Raw genomic sequence first — 16,633 nt, 5'->3', positions numbered from 1 at the left:
TAGGAACGGGTCTTACCTAATTGGTTCCTACGCTGATGACCATGACGAACGACAGCACGATCGCCCCGTTCCGGATCGACATCCCTCAGGCCGAGCTCGACGATCTACAGCAGAGGCTGGCCCGGACTCGGTGGGCGGAGGAGCTGCCCGCGAGCGAGTCGGCGCCGGTCGGCCCGGTGCCGCCGGGTTGGGAGTACGGCGTCCCGGTGGGCTACGTCAAGCAACTGGTCGAGCGGTGGCGCACGGGGTACGACTGGCGGGCCTGGGAGGCGAAGCTGAACGCGTACCCGCAGTTCACCACTGAGATCGACGGCCAGAACATCCACTTCCTGCACGTGCTGTCGCCGGAGCCGGACGCGACGCCGCTGATCCTGACCCACGGCTGGCCGACCTCGGTGGTCGAGTGGCTGGACGTGATCGGCCCGCTCACCGACCCGCGTGCGCACGGCGGCGACCCGGCGGACGCGTTCCATCTGGTCATTCCGTCGGTGCCGGGCTTCGGCTTCTCCGGGCCGACCCGGGAGCGCGGCTGGAATCGGTACCGGGTGGCCCGGGCCTGGGCCGAGCTGATGCGCCGGCTCGGGTACGACCGGTACGGCGCGGCTGGCAACGACGGCGGATCGCTGATCTCGCCCGAGGTGGGCCGGGTTGACCCTGGGCACGTCTCTGGAGTGCACGTGACGCAGGTCTTCTCGTTCCCGTCGGGCGACCCCGCCGAGTCGGCCGGTCTGTCTGAGGAGGAGCGCGGAAAGCTCGCGTTCGCCGAGTGGTTCACCCAAAACCGGGGCGCGTATGACAAGCTCCAGTCCACCGAGCCGCAGAATCTGGCGCACGCACTGGCCGACTCACCGGCCGGCCTGCTGGGCTGGCACGCGCAGCTGCTCGGCGCTTCGCTCGACCCGGATTTCGTGCTCACGAACGTGATGATCTACTGGCTGACCAACACGGCCGCTTCAGCCGCCCGGTTCTACTACGAGGACGCGGCGGCGGCCCCTGTACAGCAGAAGTCGAACGGCCGGGGCACCTCCGTGCCCGAGCCGACCACCGTGCCCCTCGGCCTGGCCAATTTCGCCTGGGACTTTCAGTCGATCCGGACGTTCGCCGACCGCGACCACAAAAATATCTTCTCCTGGAACGTTTATGACCGGGGCAGCCACTTCGCCGCTCACGACGCCCCCGATCTGCTCGTCCACGACATCCGGCAGTTCTTCCGCAAGGTTCGCTGACCGCCGCCGGTTTTTCGGCGGACCCCCCTCAGCCCCCATGTCTTCGCGCGAAAGGAAACACTCATGTATCTCGTCATCGGTGCCACGGCTCACTTCGGACGTCAGGCGGTAGAGGAGCTGGTCGCCGCGGGTGCGCCGGTGCGGGCGCTGACCCGTACTCCGGAGCGGGCGGAGCTTCCGGAGGAAGTCGACGTCGTCCGGGGCGATCTGACCAAGCCCGAGACGCTGCCGGCGGCGCTGGCCGGCGTCGAGGCCGCCTTCCTGGTTCTGCAGTACGGGATGGATGTCGCTCCGCTGCTGGCGGCCGCGGGCCAGGCCGGGGTACGGCGGCTGGTGTTCCTGTCCTCCGGGGCGGTCGTCCCAGGCGCCGAGCGGCAGCCCGACGTGATCGCCCAGTACCACCGCGATGTCGAGCGGGCCATCGAGGCGTCCGGGATCGAGTGGACGTTCCTGCGGCTCCTGTTCCCCGCCATCAACTCGTTGACGTTCGCGATGCAGCTCCAGGGCGGTGACGTCATTCGCGCGCCGTACGCCGAAGCGGCCTTCAGCGCCGTGCACGAGAGGGACGTCGCCGAGGTGGTCGCGCGGACGTTGATCGGCGGCGGGCACGCGGGGCGGGCCTACGACCTGACCGGCCCCGAGTCGCTGACCCAGGCACAGCAGGTCGGCATCCTCGGCGAGATGCTGGGGCGCCCGCTCACCGTCGAGGACCTCGACCCGGAGGCGGTGCTGGAGCAGATGAGCCGGTTCATGGACCCTGAGTTTCTGGCGGCGCTGTTCGGTCTCATGGCGCAGGCGGTCGGCAAGCCCGCGCCGGTCAACGACGTCATCGAGCAGATCACAGGGCACCCCGCGCGCGCCTACGCCCGGTGGGCCGCGGATCACCGGGCCGACTTCGGCGGATGATCAACGAGGCAGGGGCGGCATCCGCCACCCCTGCCGGATGGACGGAAAGGACGGCACAGTGGCACAGGTGCTGAGGCGACGGGAGTTGGGACGAGCTCTGCTGGCCCGACAGTGGCTGCTGGAACGGGCCGAGGCGACCGCCGAGGAGACGGTCACCCGGCTGGTCGGCATGCAGGCGCAGGCGCCGTACGCGCCCTACTTCGGGCTCTGGAGCAGGTTACGGGAGTTCGGCACCGCCGACCTGGCGGACGCGCTGACCGAGCGCCGCCTGGTGCGGGTCGCGCTGATGCGCAGCACCATCCACCTGGTCACCACGGCGGACTACCGCTCGTTGCGGCCATGGGCGCAGCCTGCGCTCGACCGTGAGCTGGACACCGCGTTCAAGACGATCCTGACCGGTCTTGACCGTGCGGCCGTGGCGGAGTCGGGCCGGGCGCTGCTCGGCGCACGGCACCTCAGCCCCAAGGAGCTCAGGGCGGCGCTGCACGAGCGGTGGCCCGATCGCGAGCCCCGTGCGCTCGCCACCGTCGTGCGCAACCTGGTACCGCTGGTGCAGGTGCCACCACGCGCCGTCTGGGGCGTCGGTGGCACCACCCGGTACGCGACGGCGGCCGACTGGACCGGAGCCGAGCCCGCCCCCGCCGCCGACTCCGAACACATCGTGCTGCGCTACCTTGCCGCGTTCGGCCCGGCCTCGGTCACCGACGTGCAGACATGGGCCGGCCGAACCCGGCTGCGTCCCGTCCTGGAGAGGCTGCGGCCGCAGCTGGCGGTCTTCCACGACGAGCGCGGGATCGAGCTGTTCGACCTGCCAGATGCGCCACGCCCCGGCGCCGACGCCCACGCGCCGGTTCGCTTTTTGCCCGAATACGACAACCTGCTGGCCTCCCACGCCGACCGCACCCGCGTGATCTCGGAGCAGGACCGCAAACGGGTCATGACGCGCAACGGGATGCGCGCCACCTTCCTGGTGGACGGGCAGGTGACGGGCGCCTGGAAGCTCCATCTGGGCAAGGCATCAGCGACTCTGGAGATCGACCCGTTCCGGCCGCTGGCCACCACCGAGCGCGCCGAGGTCGAGGCCGAGGGCGCCCGGCTGCTGGAGTTCGCCGCGCCCGGCACCGACCACGACGTCCGCAGCGGCAGGGCCACGTTCATCGGCCGCGAGGATGCGGTGACCGGCGAGGAAACCGATCGGCAGTGATCAAGCCCCGCTTGAGGTGCCGCCCCACCGCGGTCGACCTGACCGACGCCCGGCAGCGAGCCGCCCACCCGGCGGCCGAACCCCGCGTCCTGCCCCCGACACCCGACCACAAGACCGGCGAACTGCCGAAGATCTGCCACCATCAGACCATCACCCTGCACACCGGCGACCTGGGCCACCTCGACAAATTCCGCCAGGACCTGACCCACCTGAGTCCCGCCTGCATCAGGACCTACAAGTCTGTCCGCGCCAATACCGAAGGCATCAACGGCCGGCTCAAGGGACATGACCTCGACCTCGGCGATCCCAAGAACCGGCTCGCCCACGGACGCGTCGCCCAGACCATCCTGGTCGCATTGCTCGTCACGGTCGCCAACGACCACTTCCTCGACCAGTGGCGCCACATCCACCAGCCCCAAAACGAGCCGATCACACCCGCCGACACCACGCGGGCCCCGGTCGAGCCCTTCGACGGCACGCCACCTGCAGGCCAGAGCAGACCACCACCCGGCCCATAAGCCGCAAAACCCGCCACCCCACCGCAGCGCCCAGCCCACCGTCGGCTTCGCCATGCCCAACGGCCGGATCTCGGTCCTCCACCAGCGGCCTGACACCACCCGGACCTTCCCGGACACCTGCTCTCCGGTCCCTAAACCAGGACGAACCAGATTCGGAAACCCCTGAAACGACAAGATCCCGCCCGATCGCGATGATCAGACGGGATCCCGTCAACCTCAGTCCAGCCGTCTCAAGAACGGCCCTAGGTGGAGATGAGGGGATTCGAACCCCTGACCCCTTCGATGCGAAGCCACTTGCTGCTGACCGCTACCGGACGGGTTACGCCGCCTGACCTGGGCGTTCGGTCTCCAGCAGTCCGCGAACGTCCGCAGCCGTACACCTCGATCGTCACCCAGTTCGTCACTCACCGCTTCGCCGATTCATGGGCTTGAGCTCAGCAAGTGCGTCGAAGAACTCCTGCCGCGAGATCTCGAAGGGCGAGAACTCCTCCAGATCGAGGTCCGCGTAAGTTAACCCGCCGAACTCGTCATCATCATGCTGCTCGTCATACGCGAGAACTACTCCGTTGGCGTATACCTCGACCTGCTGCCGAGCGGTTCCGGTGCCGTCGATCGCGAGGTAGTACACCGACGTTCCCCAACTGGCGTACTGATCCCCACGATCATCGTCCCAGGGCCGGCGAAAGTACCTCACCGAATCCATCTCGGGCCGGTCGTCGCTGCTGCCGTCAATAGATCCGTCCGCTCGTCGGCGGGCAGGAGGACGCCTCCCGCGAGATTGCAACCGATCGACCAGAGAACTTCTGCTGATGCACTCCGCATAGTGTTCCTCCCTTCTTGGCTGGGGTTTCCTGAGGACCGATCAAGCAAGTAACGGACTACGGTCAGTGTCACCACGAGGACGACCCATGCTGCAATCCCGGCCGGAATTGAACCGACAGCCTGCCCGATCGACCAACGGACGGATTCACACAGGCCAACGAGCATCAGATCTTGAAGATTCCCAAGGCCCCTCAGGCCTAGGTTGACGCCCGCGAAATCGACACGCGTCCATGAGCCTTTGTCACAAGGGCAAGGCAGACAGCACGTCGATCACCTTCGCACGGACCTGACCAGCAGACATAGACGGTCGCCGTGCGCTTGAGTGCGTCTGCGTTGCTGTACTGGTTGCTGTACAGCAGACCTCAGCCCTCGAGCTCAGTGGCAAGGACCGACGAAGTCGGTCCGCGGCAGCCGATCGCCCCAGCCACAACGATGAGTTCCGAAGTGAGCGATCGTCACGGCCTCGACTACCTTAATGCGAGACCACCTCACCATGCCCCGGAGAAACCCAGACCGAGCCCCCATTCGCCAGTCTCAATCATCAAAACCTTGAACCTCTTCCCTGCGGTCGATATAGCGAAAGAACTCATCAACACTATTCCAGCGCTGCTCGACTCGGCCCTGACTATCCGTTATAACGAGCTCTTTTCCATCTAGGAGAGATTCGATTACGGGGAGTCCGACACTGAGTGCATCGTTCACCAGATCGTCGGGCGTAATGCCTAGCTCACTGGCTCGCCTCTCAAGCCATTCGGCATACTTCCCAAACACGGTCATTGTGGCGCCGCCGTCTGGATCTCCAACTATCAATATCCCGCCTTGGGGGTCATAGGAGATGCTGACTCCCAGGAGCTCTTCCAGTCGCTCGACCAGCACACTCGCCCCAGCTTTTTCGTTTTCGAAGCGCCGATGGCGCTTCAGCGTACGATTCTTGATACGCGCCAATCCTTGCGCATCAAGCTTGTTATCCAACGGGATCAGGAGATGAGAACGCCTCGTTGCACCCTCGGGATCTTCTGCATCCTGCGCAATCTCCCAATATATTTCTCCAGTAAGAGAATCCCACACTGCTACAACGACCGGCTCCCAGAAGTCAGCCCAATAGCGCAATCGCCACCCCTCAAAGGGGTATTTGATGCATTTTCCGTCCTTTGTGCGGTATCGAGATAAGCTACCCGTGCCCTTAACCTGGACATAGAAGACATAAGGGGTGACGACTTCACCTTTCACAATACGTACATGCAAATCCTCGCCATAATCGCGATTCATCTCTTCAACGATCCAGTTCTGAGATCTGAACACCTCGACAACACACCCGAGCGCAATGTCCGCTACCTTATGCGACTGAGGTCTTTTCGGGGGCATGCAGTTATTGCACCATAGAGCGGCAGGCCGCTCAAGCGAGATATAGATATAAATAGTCCTTGCAGAGCAATGCCGAAGATCATAGGGCGGCGCCTCCGCCCGCATATACGTGCCCCTCACGCTGATCTCCTCGTGCCAGAGTGCTCCCGCCGGAGGCAAGCTCTGACCTCATCGGCTCAGTCCGGGAGCTAGCGTCTCGCGGGGCGCTGGGTGAACATCCTGCGCCAGGTTTCTTCCTGCGTTTGATGGTGCGGCGGGGTGGCCGGGCGGGACCGGCCCGGAGAGGCCGCACGCCCGCCCGGACCGCCCGGCCGCCCGCCGCCCATCGGGCGGCGGCTTGATGACGTAGGGAAGGTATGAATCACGCACCACCCTGCGAGCTTGCCGATCTTGCCCTGCTACTGCTGCTCGATCAGTTCAGCGATGCTGTCGGTCACCGCATCGGCTCCCGCCTGCGTGAGTCTGTCGGCCTTCCCTCGTTCCTTGGCGTAGGCGATGCTGCGCGTTCCGGCATTGCCCGCGGCCTGCATGTCGAAGTCGGAATCCCCGATCAGCACGGCCCGGTTCGGTTCGACGCCCAGCGCCTTACACGCCCACAGCACTGACTGCGGATGCGGCTTCATCTGCTCCGGCGCCCCGACCGAGCGCCCGGAAACCGCAGTGATCCACTCCCCCAGGTCGGCCAGAGCAAGGAACGTTTCTATGGCGGGTGTGGAGTTGTTGCTCACGATGGCGACCGGCTTGCCGGCCTCTGCGCATACTTCGAGGAACTCGCGAACGCCGGGGGTAATCTCGGCGCTGGTTGCGGCCTCGACCTCGTTGCCCATGAGGGCGGTCTCCACCTTGTCGACCAGTTCCGGCGCGATGTCAGCGGTACGGCGCAACACCTTGAGCGGGTCGTCCAGCGCCTCGACATCCTCCGGAAGTTCCACGCCTTCCTTGACGAGCACCTGCTTGAGTCGGGCCGCGACCACGGGCGCGGGCAGTCCGGCGAAGATGCTGCACACCGGGCCGTCGAAGTCGAGCAGGATGGCATCGGCCCGGCGGACGAGATCAGCGGCGCTGGTCATAGCTCGATCTCGCGGCTGATGGTGGTCCACATGCTGTCGAACCAGCGGCGGGTCTCGGTGACGTACTGCGAGGCCATCGAGGTGGGGTCTTCGGTGATCTCGTAGTGGAAGAGCAGGGCGTCCTTGCCCATCACGTCGTACAGCTCGTGGGGTTCGCCCTTGATGCGGACGGTGTGCTTGACGACGGGGTAGAAGCCGAAAAACACCCGCTCGCGGTTGATCACGTAGAACTTGAACGCGGGCGCGGTCTGTTGGACGCGTACCTGCACGGTGGCGGTCTTGACCAGGCCGAGGTCCGCCAGCTCGTGTACGGCGTCGGCGATAGCCTGGACGCTGCGCTGCTGGATGCGCAGGGCGCGGGTGCGAATCACCGGATCGTCGCTTAGGTCCTCGGCCCGGCAAGGCAGGGACATGGGGTGCTCCATGTCGGGGACCAGGATGCGGATGGCGATGGACTCGGGGGTGAGCCGTCCGAGGCGGATCTTGTCGAGAGGCTCTTGAAGCATCCCGTTGAGGGTCTCGCCGGAGAAGCCGGCGAAATCGATGGAGACGTTCGGCTCCTCGAAGGCCCTCTCGATGTGGGGGCGCAGCTCGACCGGCCGTTCGGTGCGTTCGCGGACGAACACGCCGCTGCCCTGGCGGGAGACGACCAGCCCCTCGTCGCGTAGCAGACGGATGGCCTGCTGGACGGTCATGCGCGCCACGCCGTACGTCTTCGCCAGGTCATGGCCTGAGGGGAGCTTCTCGCCCGGCTCGAACTTCTTGGTCAGGATCGCGGCACGCAAGGCGTTGGCGACCTGCTGATACGGCGGGCGGGGGTCGTCAGGATCGAGACTCATCACGCAAAACAGCCTAGTTCTCCTAGGTTGCCTAGTCCAGTTACTCGCAGATGCTTGACATGGCTAGCCATGCTGGGCAACATGATTCTCGTCAGCAAGATGCCTAGCCAAGTTAGGCAACCTTCAGAGGAGATCAGCATGCGTAACATCCCCGTCGACATCTCCGGCCTGTCGTTCATCGTCGCTGGTGAGCCCGAGCCGAAGATCGTCGACCGCGCCACCGGCGAGGTCAAGCGCGACGCCGAGGGGCGCGAGCTCTACACCATCCCGCTGCTGCCCAAGCCGAACGACGACCGGCGCAACCCGGTGATCGTGGTGACGTTCCCGAGCGCGACGTTCCCGCAGATCCCCGAGGGCGTGCAGGTCCGCCCGGTCGGCCTGGCGGCCTTCTTCTGGTCCATGAACGGCCGCTCCGGGCTCGGCTTTCGCGCCGAGACCATCGCCCCGGCCACCGCAGCGAAGGCGGCCTGACCGCTGCACCGGCTCTCAGGGACGGACGTACCGCCTGCCGGCCAATCGCCTGCCCCTGGGAGCCGACTTCTCGCGGTACGAAAGGAACGTTCCAAACATGTCCGACTGGCTGATCCCGCTGACCGTGATCCTTGTCGCGGTCTGCACGGTCCTGGCGGTATGGCACGCGTTGCACCCCGTCTCGTTCTGGCTCTGCGTCGGCTACCCCCTCAAGACCGCACACGTGTACGCCACCTGGGGCAACGTCGCCCTCGGCTGCACCCTGACCCGCAAACGGCGCCGTTGGCGCTACACCTTCGACGGCCTGCCGGTCGTCGGCTACGCCACCATCTCACTCGCACAGCGGCGGAAGGTCCGCCGGGTGCAGATCGACAAGCCGCCCCGGCTCGGCCTCATCCGTCCGCACCGCCTCGGCTTCCGGGTGAACGTGACCCTCATGGACGGACAGACGCCGGACGACTACACCGCCCGCCTGTCCAACCTCGCACACGCCTGGCGCGTCCACTCCGTCCGGCTCATCAGCTCTCGGCCGGGCCGGGTGACACTGCTCGCCACCCGAGGTGACCCACTGTCCGAGATCCGTATCCCGCTGCTGTCGGAGGGGCTGCTCAGAGTGCGGGTCGGGCTGCTGGAGACCGGCGCGCCATGGCTGGTCGACTTCCGTACGGTGCCGCACTGGCTCATCACGGGCGCGACCCAGTCCGGCAAGTCCACCCTGCTCAATGCTCTGATCACCGGTCTGTCCGCGCAACCGGTCGCCTTGGTGGGGTTCGATCTCAAGGGCGGCGTCGAGCTGACCTCCTACGGGGCACGCCTGTCGGCCATCGCCACCGAGCGGACCGAATGCGTCGGCCTGCTCAACGACCTGATCTGCCTGGTCAAGACCCGCATGGCCCTGTGCCGGGCGAACAAGGCGCGCAACGTCTGGAAGCTGCCCGAAGACTTGCGGCCGACACCGGTCGTAGTCCTGGTGGACGAGGTGGCCGAGCTGTTCCTGATGGCCCACAAGGGCGAGAAGGACGAGATCGCCACTACCGCCACCGCGCTCCTCAGACTGGCCCAGCTCGGCCGGGCGTTCGGGGTCTACCTGGTGGTGTGCGGGCAACGGGTCGGCTCCGACCTCGGCCCCGGCGTCACCGCCCTGCGCTCCCAGCTCTCCGGCCGGATCTGCCACCGGGTCAACGACCCGGAGACCGCCACCATGACCCTCGGCGACACCGACCCGGCCGCCCTCGACGCGGCCCGCCAGATCCCCGCCAGCATGCCCGGCACCGCCATCGTGGTCGGCGATGACGGCCGCTGGTACCGCGCCCGCTCCGTCTACGTCAGCGAAGAAGCAGCCGAAGCCGCCGTCACCCAACATGCCCAGCTCGCGCCCGCCTGGGCCGACCTGCTCACCGGCGCCGACACCGTGACCGTCACGGACGCCGAACTGGAAGCCCTCGCCCGCGAAGGCGAACCCACCTAACCCCTTCGCCCACCGGCCCGGCGCGGGCCTCATCGCGCCAGGTCCCTACCCGCCCCATGCCCGAAACCGAAAGGAGGTGCCTCTCATGGGACGTATCCGCGCCCGCCTGCTCGACACCGGCCCCATCGTCGTCCTAGCGGTCATCGCCGCTGTCGGGTCCTTCACCCACATCAGCGACCTGGCCAACCGCCACGGGCAGCACGGCTGGCAGTCCTGGGCGGTCGCCGTGTGCATAGACCTGATGTGCGTCATGGCCGCCCGCGAGCTCCAGCGCGACAAACGCACCGGCCGCCGCCGCCACGGCCCGCTCTCATGGCCGGCACTTGTGCTGACCGGCGGCATCGTCCTCACCCTGGCCGCCAACCTGGCCACCGCGCACCCGAGCGTGTGGGGCTGGATCACCGCAGCCACACCCGCCGTCGCCTTCCTGGTCGCGGTCTCCATGCTGGAGCGCCGCGCCTCCCACCGCTCCCCGTCCGGACACGCGGCCGAGCTGATGGACGACGACGCCGACGAACAGCCCGGTCCCGCCGAAGCAGTGACGGCAGTCGAGATGCCGCAGCTCGCCCCGGCCCCGCCGATCGCTCCCGGTCCTGCCGAATCAGCCGCGGTCGAGTCCGGCCCTTCGCCCGCGCTGCTCGCCTACGCGCGCCGCCTGGCCGACGACCACCACACCACCCATCAGCGGCCCATCACCGGCGACCAGCTCGCCACCCGCATGCACGTCTCGCCCGGCCTGGCCGCCGACCTGCTCACTCACCTCCGGAAGGAACCCGTCGCATGACCCACAACCCCACTCCCGCCCACCTGGTCGACGCCGCCCGCGCCTGGGCACGCGGCTCCTTCGCCCTGGAAGCTGCCGTCGAACTGCTCATTCAGCACGGCGTGTGGCTGCACCGGCCGGAGTTCCGTCGCTACGCCATCGACTACGTCACCGCCACCTACAACCGCATCCCGTACGCGGTCATCGACTGGCAGTCCGCCCACGCCGCCCTCGTCCGAGGCCGCATGCCCTGCTCGCGCAGCGAGGCCGCCGTGCTGCGCATCGCCCTGTCGATCGCCGACGGGTTGCCGGTCGAGCTCGGCCCCGTCATCACCGGCCTGGACGCCACCAACCTCGCCCGCGTCCTGGCCGCCATCAACCACACCCACGGCGACCGCTCCGCCTGGATCACCACGAGAGGAGACACCACGTCATGAACCGCCGCTACTGCCCCCGCTGCCTCGGCTTCGGCACCATCACCGCCTATCGCAGCCAGCCGCAGCCCACCGGTCAGACGCTGATCATCGAGGTCTCGGAGACCTGCCCGGCCTGTCGAGGAACGGGCACCAAGCAGCCTCCCACCGGATCATGACCCGCTTGCCGTGCCCGTTCTGCACCTGCTGCGCCCGGTACGGCTGTGACTTCGACGGCGACCCGCCCGACTGCGACACCACAACACCCGACGAGCCCTGCCCCTGCACCCGCCAAGGAGGTGAACCCGAATGATCCAGTTCTACGCCTGCGCCACCTGCAACGGCACCGGCCTCCACGACGACGACACCTGCCGCGACTGCTCCGGCACCGGCATCGACTTCGACAGCCGCGATTAGCTCCGCGACGCCACCACGGGACGGCTCAAGCCTGGCAGCCTGCCGTCCCCGTGGGGCGTCACCCTCCGCACTCAACGAAGGAACTCCAGTATGCGCGACCGGCCCTGTCCGGAATGCGGCGGATACGGCTCCGTCCGCGTCCGCTCCACCCGCACCCACCAACTGATCGTCATCAACTGCCCGTGCTGCGAAGGCAGCGGAGAGGAGGCTCAGTGACCGAAGCACCCGCCCAGCTCAGCGACCTCATCGGTTCAGTCATCCGGGACCTGGCCCGCCGCTCCAACCAGGACGTCACCCGCTGGCTTCACCAGGTCGACCGGCTCCGCGGCTGCACCGACCCGATCCGCCTCACCGGCGAGTCCACCACCCTGAACAGCACCACCGGCGAACTCCTGCACACCTTCAGCACCCGCGACGAACCACACGGCCAACTCCTGATCCGCTGCGGCAACCGCCGCGCCTCCCGCTGCCCGGCCTGCGCCGAGACCTACCGCCAAGACACCTTCCACCTCATCCGCGCGGGCCTGCTCGGCGGAGACAAAGGCGTCCCGGAGATCGTCCGCACCCACCCGCGCGTCCTCGCCACGCTCACCGCCCCGTCCTTCGGCCCCGTCCACCGAGGCCCCGACAAGGACGGCACGCTCAACCTCTGCCACCCGCGCCGTACCGGCCCGTCCTGCTTCACCCGCCACCAGAAGGGAGACCCGACCATAGGCCAACCGCTCGACCCCGCCACCTACGACCGCACCGGCCACATCCTGTGGAACGCCCACGCCGCCGTCCTGTGGCACCGCTTCACCATCTACCTGCGCCAGCACCTGGCCGCCGCCACCGGCCTCACCCGCAAGGAGTTCGCCCGCACCGCCCGCCTGTCCTTCGCCAAGGTCGCCGAGTACCAGGCCCGGGGCATCGTCCACTTCCACGCGGTCATCCGCCTCGACGGCCGCGAGGGCGACACGCTCACCAACCCGCCCGCCTGGGCCACCCTCGACCTGCTCACCACCACCATCAAGTCCGCCGCCCAAGCCGTCCGCCTGCCCGCCCCGGAAACCGGGCAACCGCTCACCTGGGGCACCCTCGACGTACGCCCGATCCAAAGCGCCGGCCTCGACGCCGACGCCCTGTCCGAGGCCACCGTCGCGGGCTACATCGCCAAGTACGCCACCAAAGCCGCCGAAACCTCCGGCACCCTGGACCGCCGCGTCACCCGGCAAGACCTCGCCCGCCTGCACACCCACGGCGTCACCGAGCACGCCGCCCGCCTGATCCGCACCGCCTGGGACCTCGGCAACACCGACACCCATCCCGACCTGGCCCCGCTCCGGCTACGCCAGTGGGCTCACATGCTCGGCTTCCGGGGCCACTTCTCCACCAAGAGCCGCGCCTACTCCACCACCCTGACCGCCCTGCGCCGCGTCCGCGTGGAGTACCGCGAGGCCCAAGAGCTGCAACGCCTGAGACACGACCCGACCAGCACCCTCGTCCTCGCCCACTGGAAGTACGCCGGGCAGGGCTTCACGCCGGGCGAATCCGCCCTGGCCGCCACGATCAGCGAAGGAGGCAAGCATGGCTGATGACGTCCAGCTCTACCGCGTTCCTGACGCCATGCTGAAGCTCCGCATGAGCCGCAGCGTCATCTACGAGCAGTTGCGCTCCGGCCGTCTCCGCTCGGTCAAGCAGGGCCGCTGCCGCCTGATCCCGGAGAGCGCCCTCCGCGAGTACATCGCCCTGTTGCAGCAGGAGGCGTCATGACGAAACGTCGCAGCCGCGGGGACGGCGGCCTGCACTGGGACGAGTCCCGCCAGCGCTGGATCGCCTCGCTTACGGTCGGCTACACACCGGCCGGGAAGCGCATCGTCAAGAAGGCCAGCGGCAAGACCAAGACCGCCGCCAAGGACAAGCTCAAGCAGATCATCCGCGACTACGAAGACGGCCTGGTGGTCTCCGGGACCGGCTACACCGTGGCGAACGCCGTACAGAACTGGCTGGACTTCGGGCTCAGCGGACGAGACGCCGCCACGGTGGAGAAGTGCAAGATCCTCGCGAACAAGCACATCATCTCCGGCCTGGGCGCCCGCAAGCTCGTAGACCTGACGGCGGACGACGTCGACCGCTGGCTCGCCGACAAATCCAAGGACCTCAGCACCCGCACCCTGCGCGAGCTGCGTTCCATCCTCGTCCGCTCGATCTCACGCGCTCAGGCCCGCGACAAGGTGAAGCGCAACGTCGTGCTCCTGTGCGAGATCCCGAAGGGCAAAGAGGGCCGACCGTCCAAGTCGCTGGCCCTCGCTCAGGCCGAAGCCGTGCTCAAGGCATCCGAGGGCACGGCCCTGCACGCGTACGTCGTCCTGTCGTTGCCCTTCGGGATCTCGCACAGGAGCACGACGTTGCGCTTCACCTGGTCGCACGTCAACCTGGACGGCACACCACCGTCCATCATGGTCTGGCGCTCCGTCCGCGAAGGCGGCGACACCAAGACGAAGAAGTCCCGCCGCACCCTGGCCATGCCGAGGCGCTGCGTTGACGTCCTCAAGCTCCACCGCGAACATCAGGACGTGGCCAAGAAGGCAGCGGGTGACCGCTGGCAGGACAACGACCTCGTGTTCGCGTCCAAGGTCGGCACGGAGCTCGACGCACACAACGTCCGCCGCTCCTTCCGGGCCGTCCTCAAGAAGGCCGGTCTCAACCAGAAGGACTGGACACCCCGCGAGATGCGGCACAGCTTCGTCTCGCTGCTCTCCGACTCCGGCATGCCGATCGAGGCCATATCACGCCTCGTCGGCCACCGGAACACCAGCGTGACGGAGACCGTCTACCGCAAGCAGCTCCGCCCCGTTCTTCTTGAGGGAGCTGAGGCGATGGATCGAATTCTTCCTCCAAGGGAGATCAGTTAGTCCTGGTGCGTTCGGAGGGCGCTACAGTTCTCCGAACGCGCCGCTCTGCTCCCACCTCAGATGCCAGAGCCATCCTGATGGCTACGGACGCATCGCTGACGAGATCGGCAGCGCCGTTAGTCCAGACAGCCGTAAGGCACCAGCTCTCCAAGAACTTCCTGTCACTAGGGCGAACACGGGCGGGGGCCCGCCCCATGGTCACATCATCCAGGAAATCGAAAAGCTCCATGAGAGCCTCATCGATGGCCTCCCAGTCGCCAAACATCCGCTCGTATAGCAGGTACGACTGATCTAGGGTCGCCATCTGCTCAGCCAGTTCAGCACGCAGGTCAGGAGCCTCACATGACCCGGGTTTGTGACCGCTGTGGTCTTGTTCGATCTTGTGGATCGCTGTCCGCAGTAGTCCTAGGGCACGCTGCAACTCCAGAGCTGCTTCCACCTTGACCTGACGGCGCGTCACTTCAAGTCCCTGTCGAATCATCTCTTCTATCTGAAGGGACGTGACCTTGCTGAGGCCTCTCGTCTGGAACCATGCCCCAAACGCAGTGAACGCACCTCCCACGAGTGCTCCTAAGAGACCCGCGAGGAGCGTCGGCCAGAAGTCGGACACACCTGGATGATGGCACAGGGGACGCCGGGGATTCGAGACGTTAGTCACTCAGTTAGTCACCCAGCAACGCAAAAGGCCGCTTCCAACGCCCTGGAAGCGGCCTTTGACCTGGGTGGAGATGAGGGGATTCGAACCCCTGACCCCTTCGATGCGAACGAAGTGCGCTACCGGACTGCGCTACATCCCCAAGGACTCGTTTAGGTTAGCATCCCCCCGAGGGTTCTCGCGCCACCCTTTCAGTCCCCCACCGCGCGCCTGGGCGGCTCCGCGTACTGGTCGAACAGCACGTCCTCGTGCAGCGCCGTCAGGTCGATCACCTCGGCCGGCGGCTCCTCGGCGAGGGCCTGGCGGCGCTGGCGGGCCCGGCGCCGGCGTTCGGCGAGGGCCTGGCGGGCACGTTCGCGGCGTTCCTTGTCCACGTGTACGGCGACCCGCAGGAAGCACAGGTAGCCCACCGTGACCAGCACGGACGGCGCCACGCCCCACCACGGGATCATCTTGACCGCCGCCGTGACCACGGACGCCACCACCAGCAGCACGCAGAAGAACAGCAACCGGCGCCGCCGGGCCACGATGATAGCCCGTCGCCGCAGCCGGAACTGCCGGACGTCGACCTTCTCGAACTCGCCCGTGGGCGGCCCGGTGAGCAGCCCGATGCCGGCGTCGTCCTCGTAGCCCTCGGCCGCCGCGGCGGCGGCCAGGTTGTCGAGGTCGGGGAGCTGGTGCTCGCCGGTGTAGTACTCCTCGAGCTCGGCCAGCTCGGCGAGGTTGGTCTTGTCCTTGCGCAGCCACATCGGGATGAGGACGCACAGCCACATCACGACGATGGCGAGATAGAGGAGGACGCTGCTCACGACCACCTCCGGGCAGCATGAAGACGCGGGTCGGCTCGTTGCGTCTTCAATCTGCTCACGTCACGCACCGTAAGACCGCGTGTCACTGATTGACGAGCATTCGGTGCGGTGTGTCGCGAGATCGTCAAACCTCTTCGACAGAAGACCCGCCGCGAGCCGCTGACTCGCGGGCGCGACGCCACTGTACGAGCAGCCCGCCGGGGACGTCCTCGACGGTCAACGCGTAGCAAATGTGGTCGCGCCAGGCTCCGTCGATGTGAAGTTGGCGACGCCGAATGCCTTCTTCCCTGAATCCGAGTTTCTCAACCACCCTACGACTGGCGGAGTTCTCGGGGCGGATGTTCGCCTCCAGCCGATGCAAACCGGTGGTGAAGAAGCAGTGGTCGACGGCCATGGCGAGGGCGGTGGGGGTGATGCCGTGACCGGCCAGTTTGCCGTCGATCCAGTAGCCGACCTGGGCGGAACGGGCGGATCCCCACACGATGGCGCCGACGGTGAGCTGTCCGGCGAAGCGCCCCTCGTACGTGACCACCCAGGGCAGCGCGAGCCCCTGCCTGGCCTCCCGCCGCAGGGTGCCGACCATGGACACGTACGGGCCGAGCCCGGTCCTGAACAGAGGCGTCTCGGGGTTGCTCGGCTCCCAGGGGCGCAGCCAGTCGGCGTTGCGCAGCCTGGTCTCCCGCCACACGCGTACGTCGCCCAACCGCAGCGGCCGGAGGCCGACCGGCCCTTCGTTGAGGCTCACCGGCCAGCCGCGAAGTCGATCCACAACTCTCATCATCCCCCCAACGGG

The 16,633-nt window shown here is 67.1% G+C and carries 19 protein-coding genes and 1 tRNA gene; 12 read left to right on the top strand and 8 right to left on the bottom strand.

Annotated features, from left to right (window positions below; all coding sequences use genetic code 11):
• Nucleotides 1-35: 35 nt before the first annotated feature.
• From AC27IY_RS21905 to AC27IY_RS21890, 4 genes are all read left to right on the top strand, one after another.
• Nucleotides 36-1,226: an epoxide hydrolase family protein gene (locus AC27IY_RS21905; protein ID WP_487179035.1), complete on the top strand. Its 1,191-nt coding sequence runs from the start codon at nt 36-38 to the stop codon at nt 1,224-1,226.
• Between the two features lie 63 nt (nt 1,227-1,289).
• A complete protein-coding gene (locus AC27IY_RS21900) occupies nt 1,290-2,132 on the top strand; it encodes an NAD(P)H-binding protein (protein WP_345390488.1) in 843 nt (280 codons plus the stop codon).
• Between the two features lie 67 nt (nt 2,133-2,199).
• Nucleotides 2,200-3,336 carry a winged helix DNA-binding domain-containing protein gene (locus AC27IY_RS21895; RefSeq protein ID WP_487179034.1) on the top strand — a complete coding sequence of 379 codons (1,137 nt, stop codon included), beginning with the start codon at nt 2,200-2,202 and terminating at the stop codon, nt 3,334-3,336.
• A complete protein-coding gene (locus AC27IY_RS21890) occupies nt 3,333-3,854 on the top strand; it encodes a hypothetical protein (RefSeq protein WP_487179033.1) in 522 nt (173 codons plus the stop codon). Before AC27IY_RS21895 ends, AC27IY_RS21890 begins: the two co-directional genes overlap by 4 nt.
• 400 nt (nt 3,855-4,254) lie before the next feature.
• Here the strand turns inward: AC27IY_RS21890 and AC27IY_RS21885 are convergent, their stop codons facing one another.
• From AC27IY_RS21885 to AC27IY_RS21870, 4 genes are all read right to left on the bottom strand, one after another.
• The gene (locus tag AC27IY_RS21885) at nt 4,255-4,482 is read right to left on the bottom strand and encodes a hypothetical protein (RefSeq protein ID WP_487179032.1); all 228 of its coding nucleotides are present in this window, start codon (nt 4,480-4,482) and stop codon (nt 4,255-4,257) included.
• Nucleotides 4,483-5,210: 728 nt separating this feature from the next.
• Nucleotides 5,211-6,041: a DUF4365 domain-containing protein gene (locus AC27IY_RS21880; protein ID WP_487179119.1), complete on the bottom strand. Its 831-nt coding sequence runs from the start codon at nt 6,039-6,041 to the stop codon at nt 5,211-5,213.
• Between the two features lie 398 nt (nt 6,042-6,439).
• Complete coding sequence (locus tag AC27IY_RS21875) at nt 6,440-7,111, bottom strand: HAD family hydrolase (RefSeq protein ID WP_371249811.1); 672 nt, start codon at nt 7,109-7,111, stop codon at nt 6,440-6,442.
• On the bottom strand, nt 7,108-7,950 hold the full coding sequence (locus AC27IY_RS21870) for a GntR family transcriptional regulator (protein ID WP_487179031.1): 843 nt from the start codon (nt 7,948-7,950) through the stop codon (nt 7,108-7,110). Before AC27IY_RS21870 ends, AC27IY_RS21875 begins: the two co-directional genes overlap by 4 nt.
• A gap of 138 nt (nt 7,951-8,088) precedes the next feature.
• Between AC27IY_RS21870 and AC27IY_RS21865 the strand changes: the two genes are divergently transcribed.
• From AC27IY_RS21865 to AC27IY_RS21830, 8 genes are all read left to right on the top strand, one after another.
• Nucleotides 8,089-8,421, top strand: a complete 333-nt coding sequence (locus tag AC27IY_RS21865) for an SCO3933 family regulatory protein (RefSeq protein ID WP_371249809.1) — start codon at nt 8,089-8,091, stop codon at nt 8,419-8,421.
• Between the two features lie 97 nt (nt 8,422-8,518).
• Nucleotides 8,519-9,889 (top strand): FtsK/SpoIIIE domain-containing protein, encoded by a 1,371-nt coding sequence (locus AC27IY_RS21860; protein ID WP_487179030.1) that lies wholly within the window; start codon nt 8,519-8,521, stop codon nt 9,887-9,889.
• Between the two features lie 85 nt (nt 9,890-9,974).
• Nucleotides 9,975-10,673: a DUF2637 domain-containing protein gene (locus tag AC27IY_RS21855; protein WP_487179029.1), complete on the top strand. Its 699-nt coding sequence runs from the start codon at nt 9,975-9,977 to the stop codon at nt 10,671-10,673.
• Nucleotides 10,670-11,089 (top strand): hypothetical protein, encoded by a 420-nt coding sequence (locus AC27IY_RS21850; RefSeq protein WP_487179028.1) that lies wholly within the window; start codon nt 10,670-10,672, stop codon nt 11,087-11,089. The genes AC27IY_RS21855 and AC27IY_RS21850 overlap by 4 nt, the downstream gene beginning before the upstream one ends.
• Entirely contained in the window at nt 11,086-11,244 is a 159-nt protein-coding gene (locus AC27IY_RS21845; RefSeq protein ID WP_487179027.1) for a hypothetical protein, read from the top strand. The genes AC27IY_RS21850 and AC27IY_RS21845 overlap by 4 nt, the downstream gene beginning before the upstream one ends.
• Before the next feature lie 450 nt (nt 11,245-11,694).
• Nucleotides 11,695-13,056: a replication initiator gene (locus AC27IY_RS21840; RefSeq protein WP_487179026.1), complete on the top strand. Its 1,362-nt coding sequence runs from the start codon at nt 11,695-11,697 to the stop codon at nt 13,054-13,056.
• The gene (locus AC27IY_RS21835) at nt 13,049-13,234 is read left to right on the top strand and encodes a helix-turn-helix domain-containing protein (RefSeq protein ID WP_091086446.1); all 186 of its coding nucleotides are present in this window, start codon (nt 13,049-13,051) and stop codon (nt 13,232-13,234) included. The genes AC27IY_RS21840 and AC27IY_RS21835 overlap by 8 nt, the downstream gene beginning before the upstream one ends.
• The gene (locus tag AC27IY_RS21830; RefSeq protein ID WP_487179025.1) at nt 13,231-14,376 is read left to right on the top strand and encodes a site-specific integrase; all 1,146 of its coding nucleotides are present in this window, start codon (nt 13,231-13,233) and stop codon (nt 14,374-14,376) included. The genes AC27IY_RS21835 and AC27IY_RS21830 overlap by 4 nt, the downstream gene beginning before the upstream one ends.
• Here AC27IY_RS21830 and AC27IY_RS21825 read toward each other — a convergent pair.
• From AC27IY_RS21825 to AC27IY_RS21810, 4 genes are all read right to left on the bottom strand, one after another.
• Nucleotides 14,369-14,986, bottom strand: a complete 618-nt coding sequence (locus AC27IY_RS21825; protein WP_487179024.1) for a hypothetical protein — start codon at nt 14,984-14,986, stop codon at nt 14,369-14,371. The genes AC27IY_RS21830 and AC27IY_RS21825 overlap by 8 nt on opposite strands.
• Before the next feature lie 113 nt (nt 14,987-15,099).
• Nucleotides 15,100-15,173: transfer RNA gene (locus tag AC27IY_RS21820), tRNA-Ala, on the bottom strand.
• Between the two features lie 49 nt (nt 15,174-15,222).
• Entirely contained in the window at nt 15,223-15,840 is a 618-nt protein-coding gene (gene sepX / locus AC27IY_RS21815; protein ID WP_344211116.1) for a divisome protein SepX/GlpR, read from the bottom strand.
• Nucleotides 15,841-15,964: 124 nt separating this feature from the next.
• Nucleotides 15,965-16,618, bottom strand: a complete 654-nt coding sequence (locus AC27IY_RS21810; RefSeq protein WP_329592790.1) for a GNAT family N-acetyltransferase — start codon at nt 16,616-16,618, stop codon at nt 15,965-15,967.
• Between the last annotated feature and the right edge of the window lie 15 nt (nt 16,619-16,633).

This window comes from Nonomuraea sp. B208 (assembly GCF_057536035.1).
This window is presented reverse-complemented; position numbering and strand designations above follow the sequence as displayed.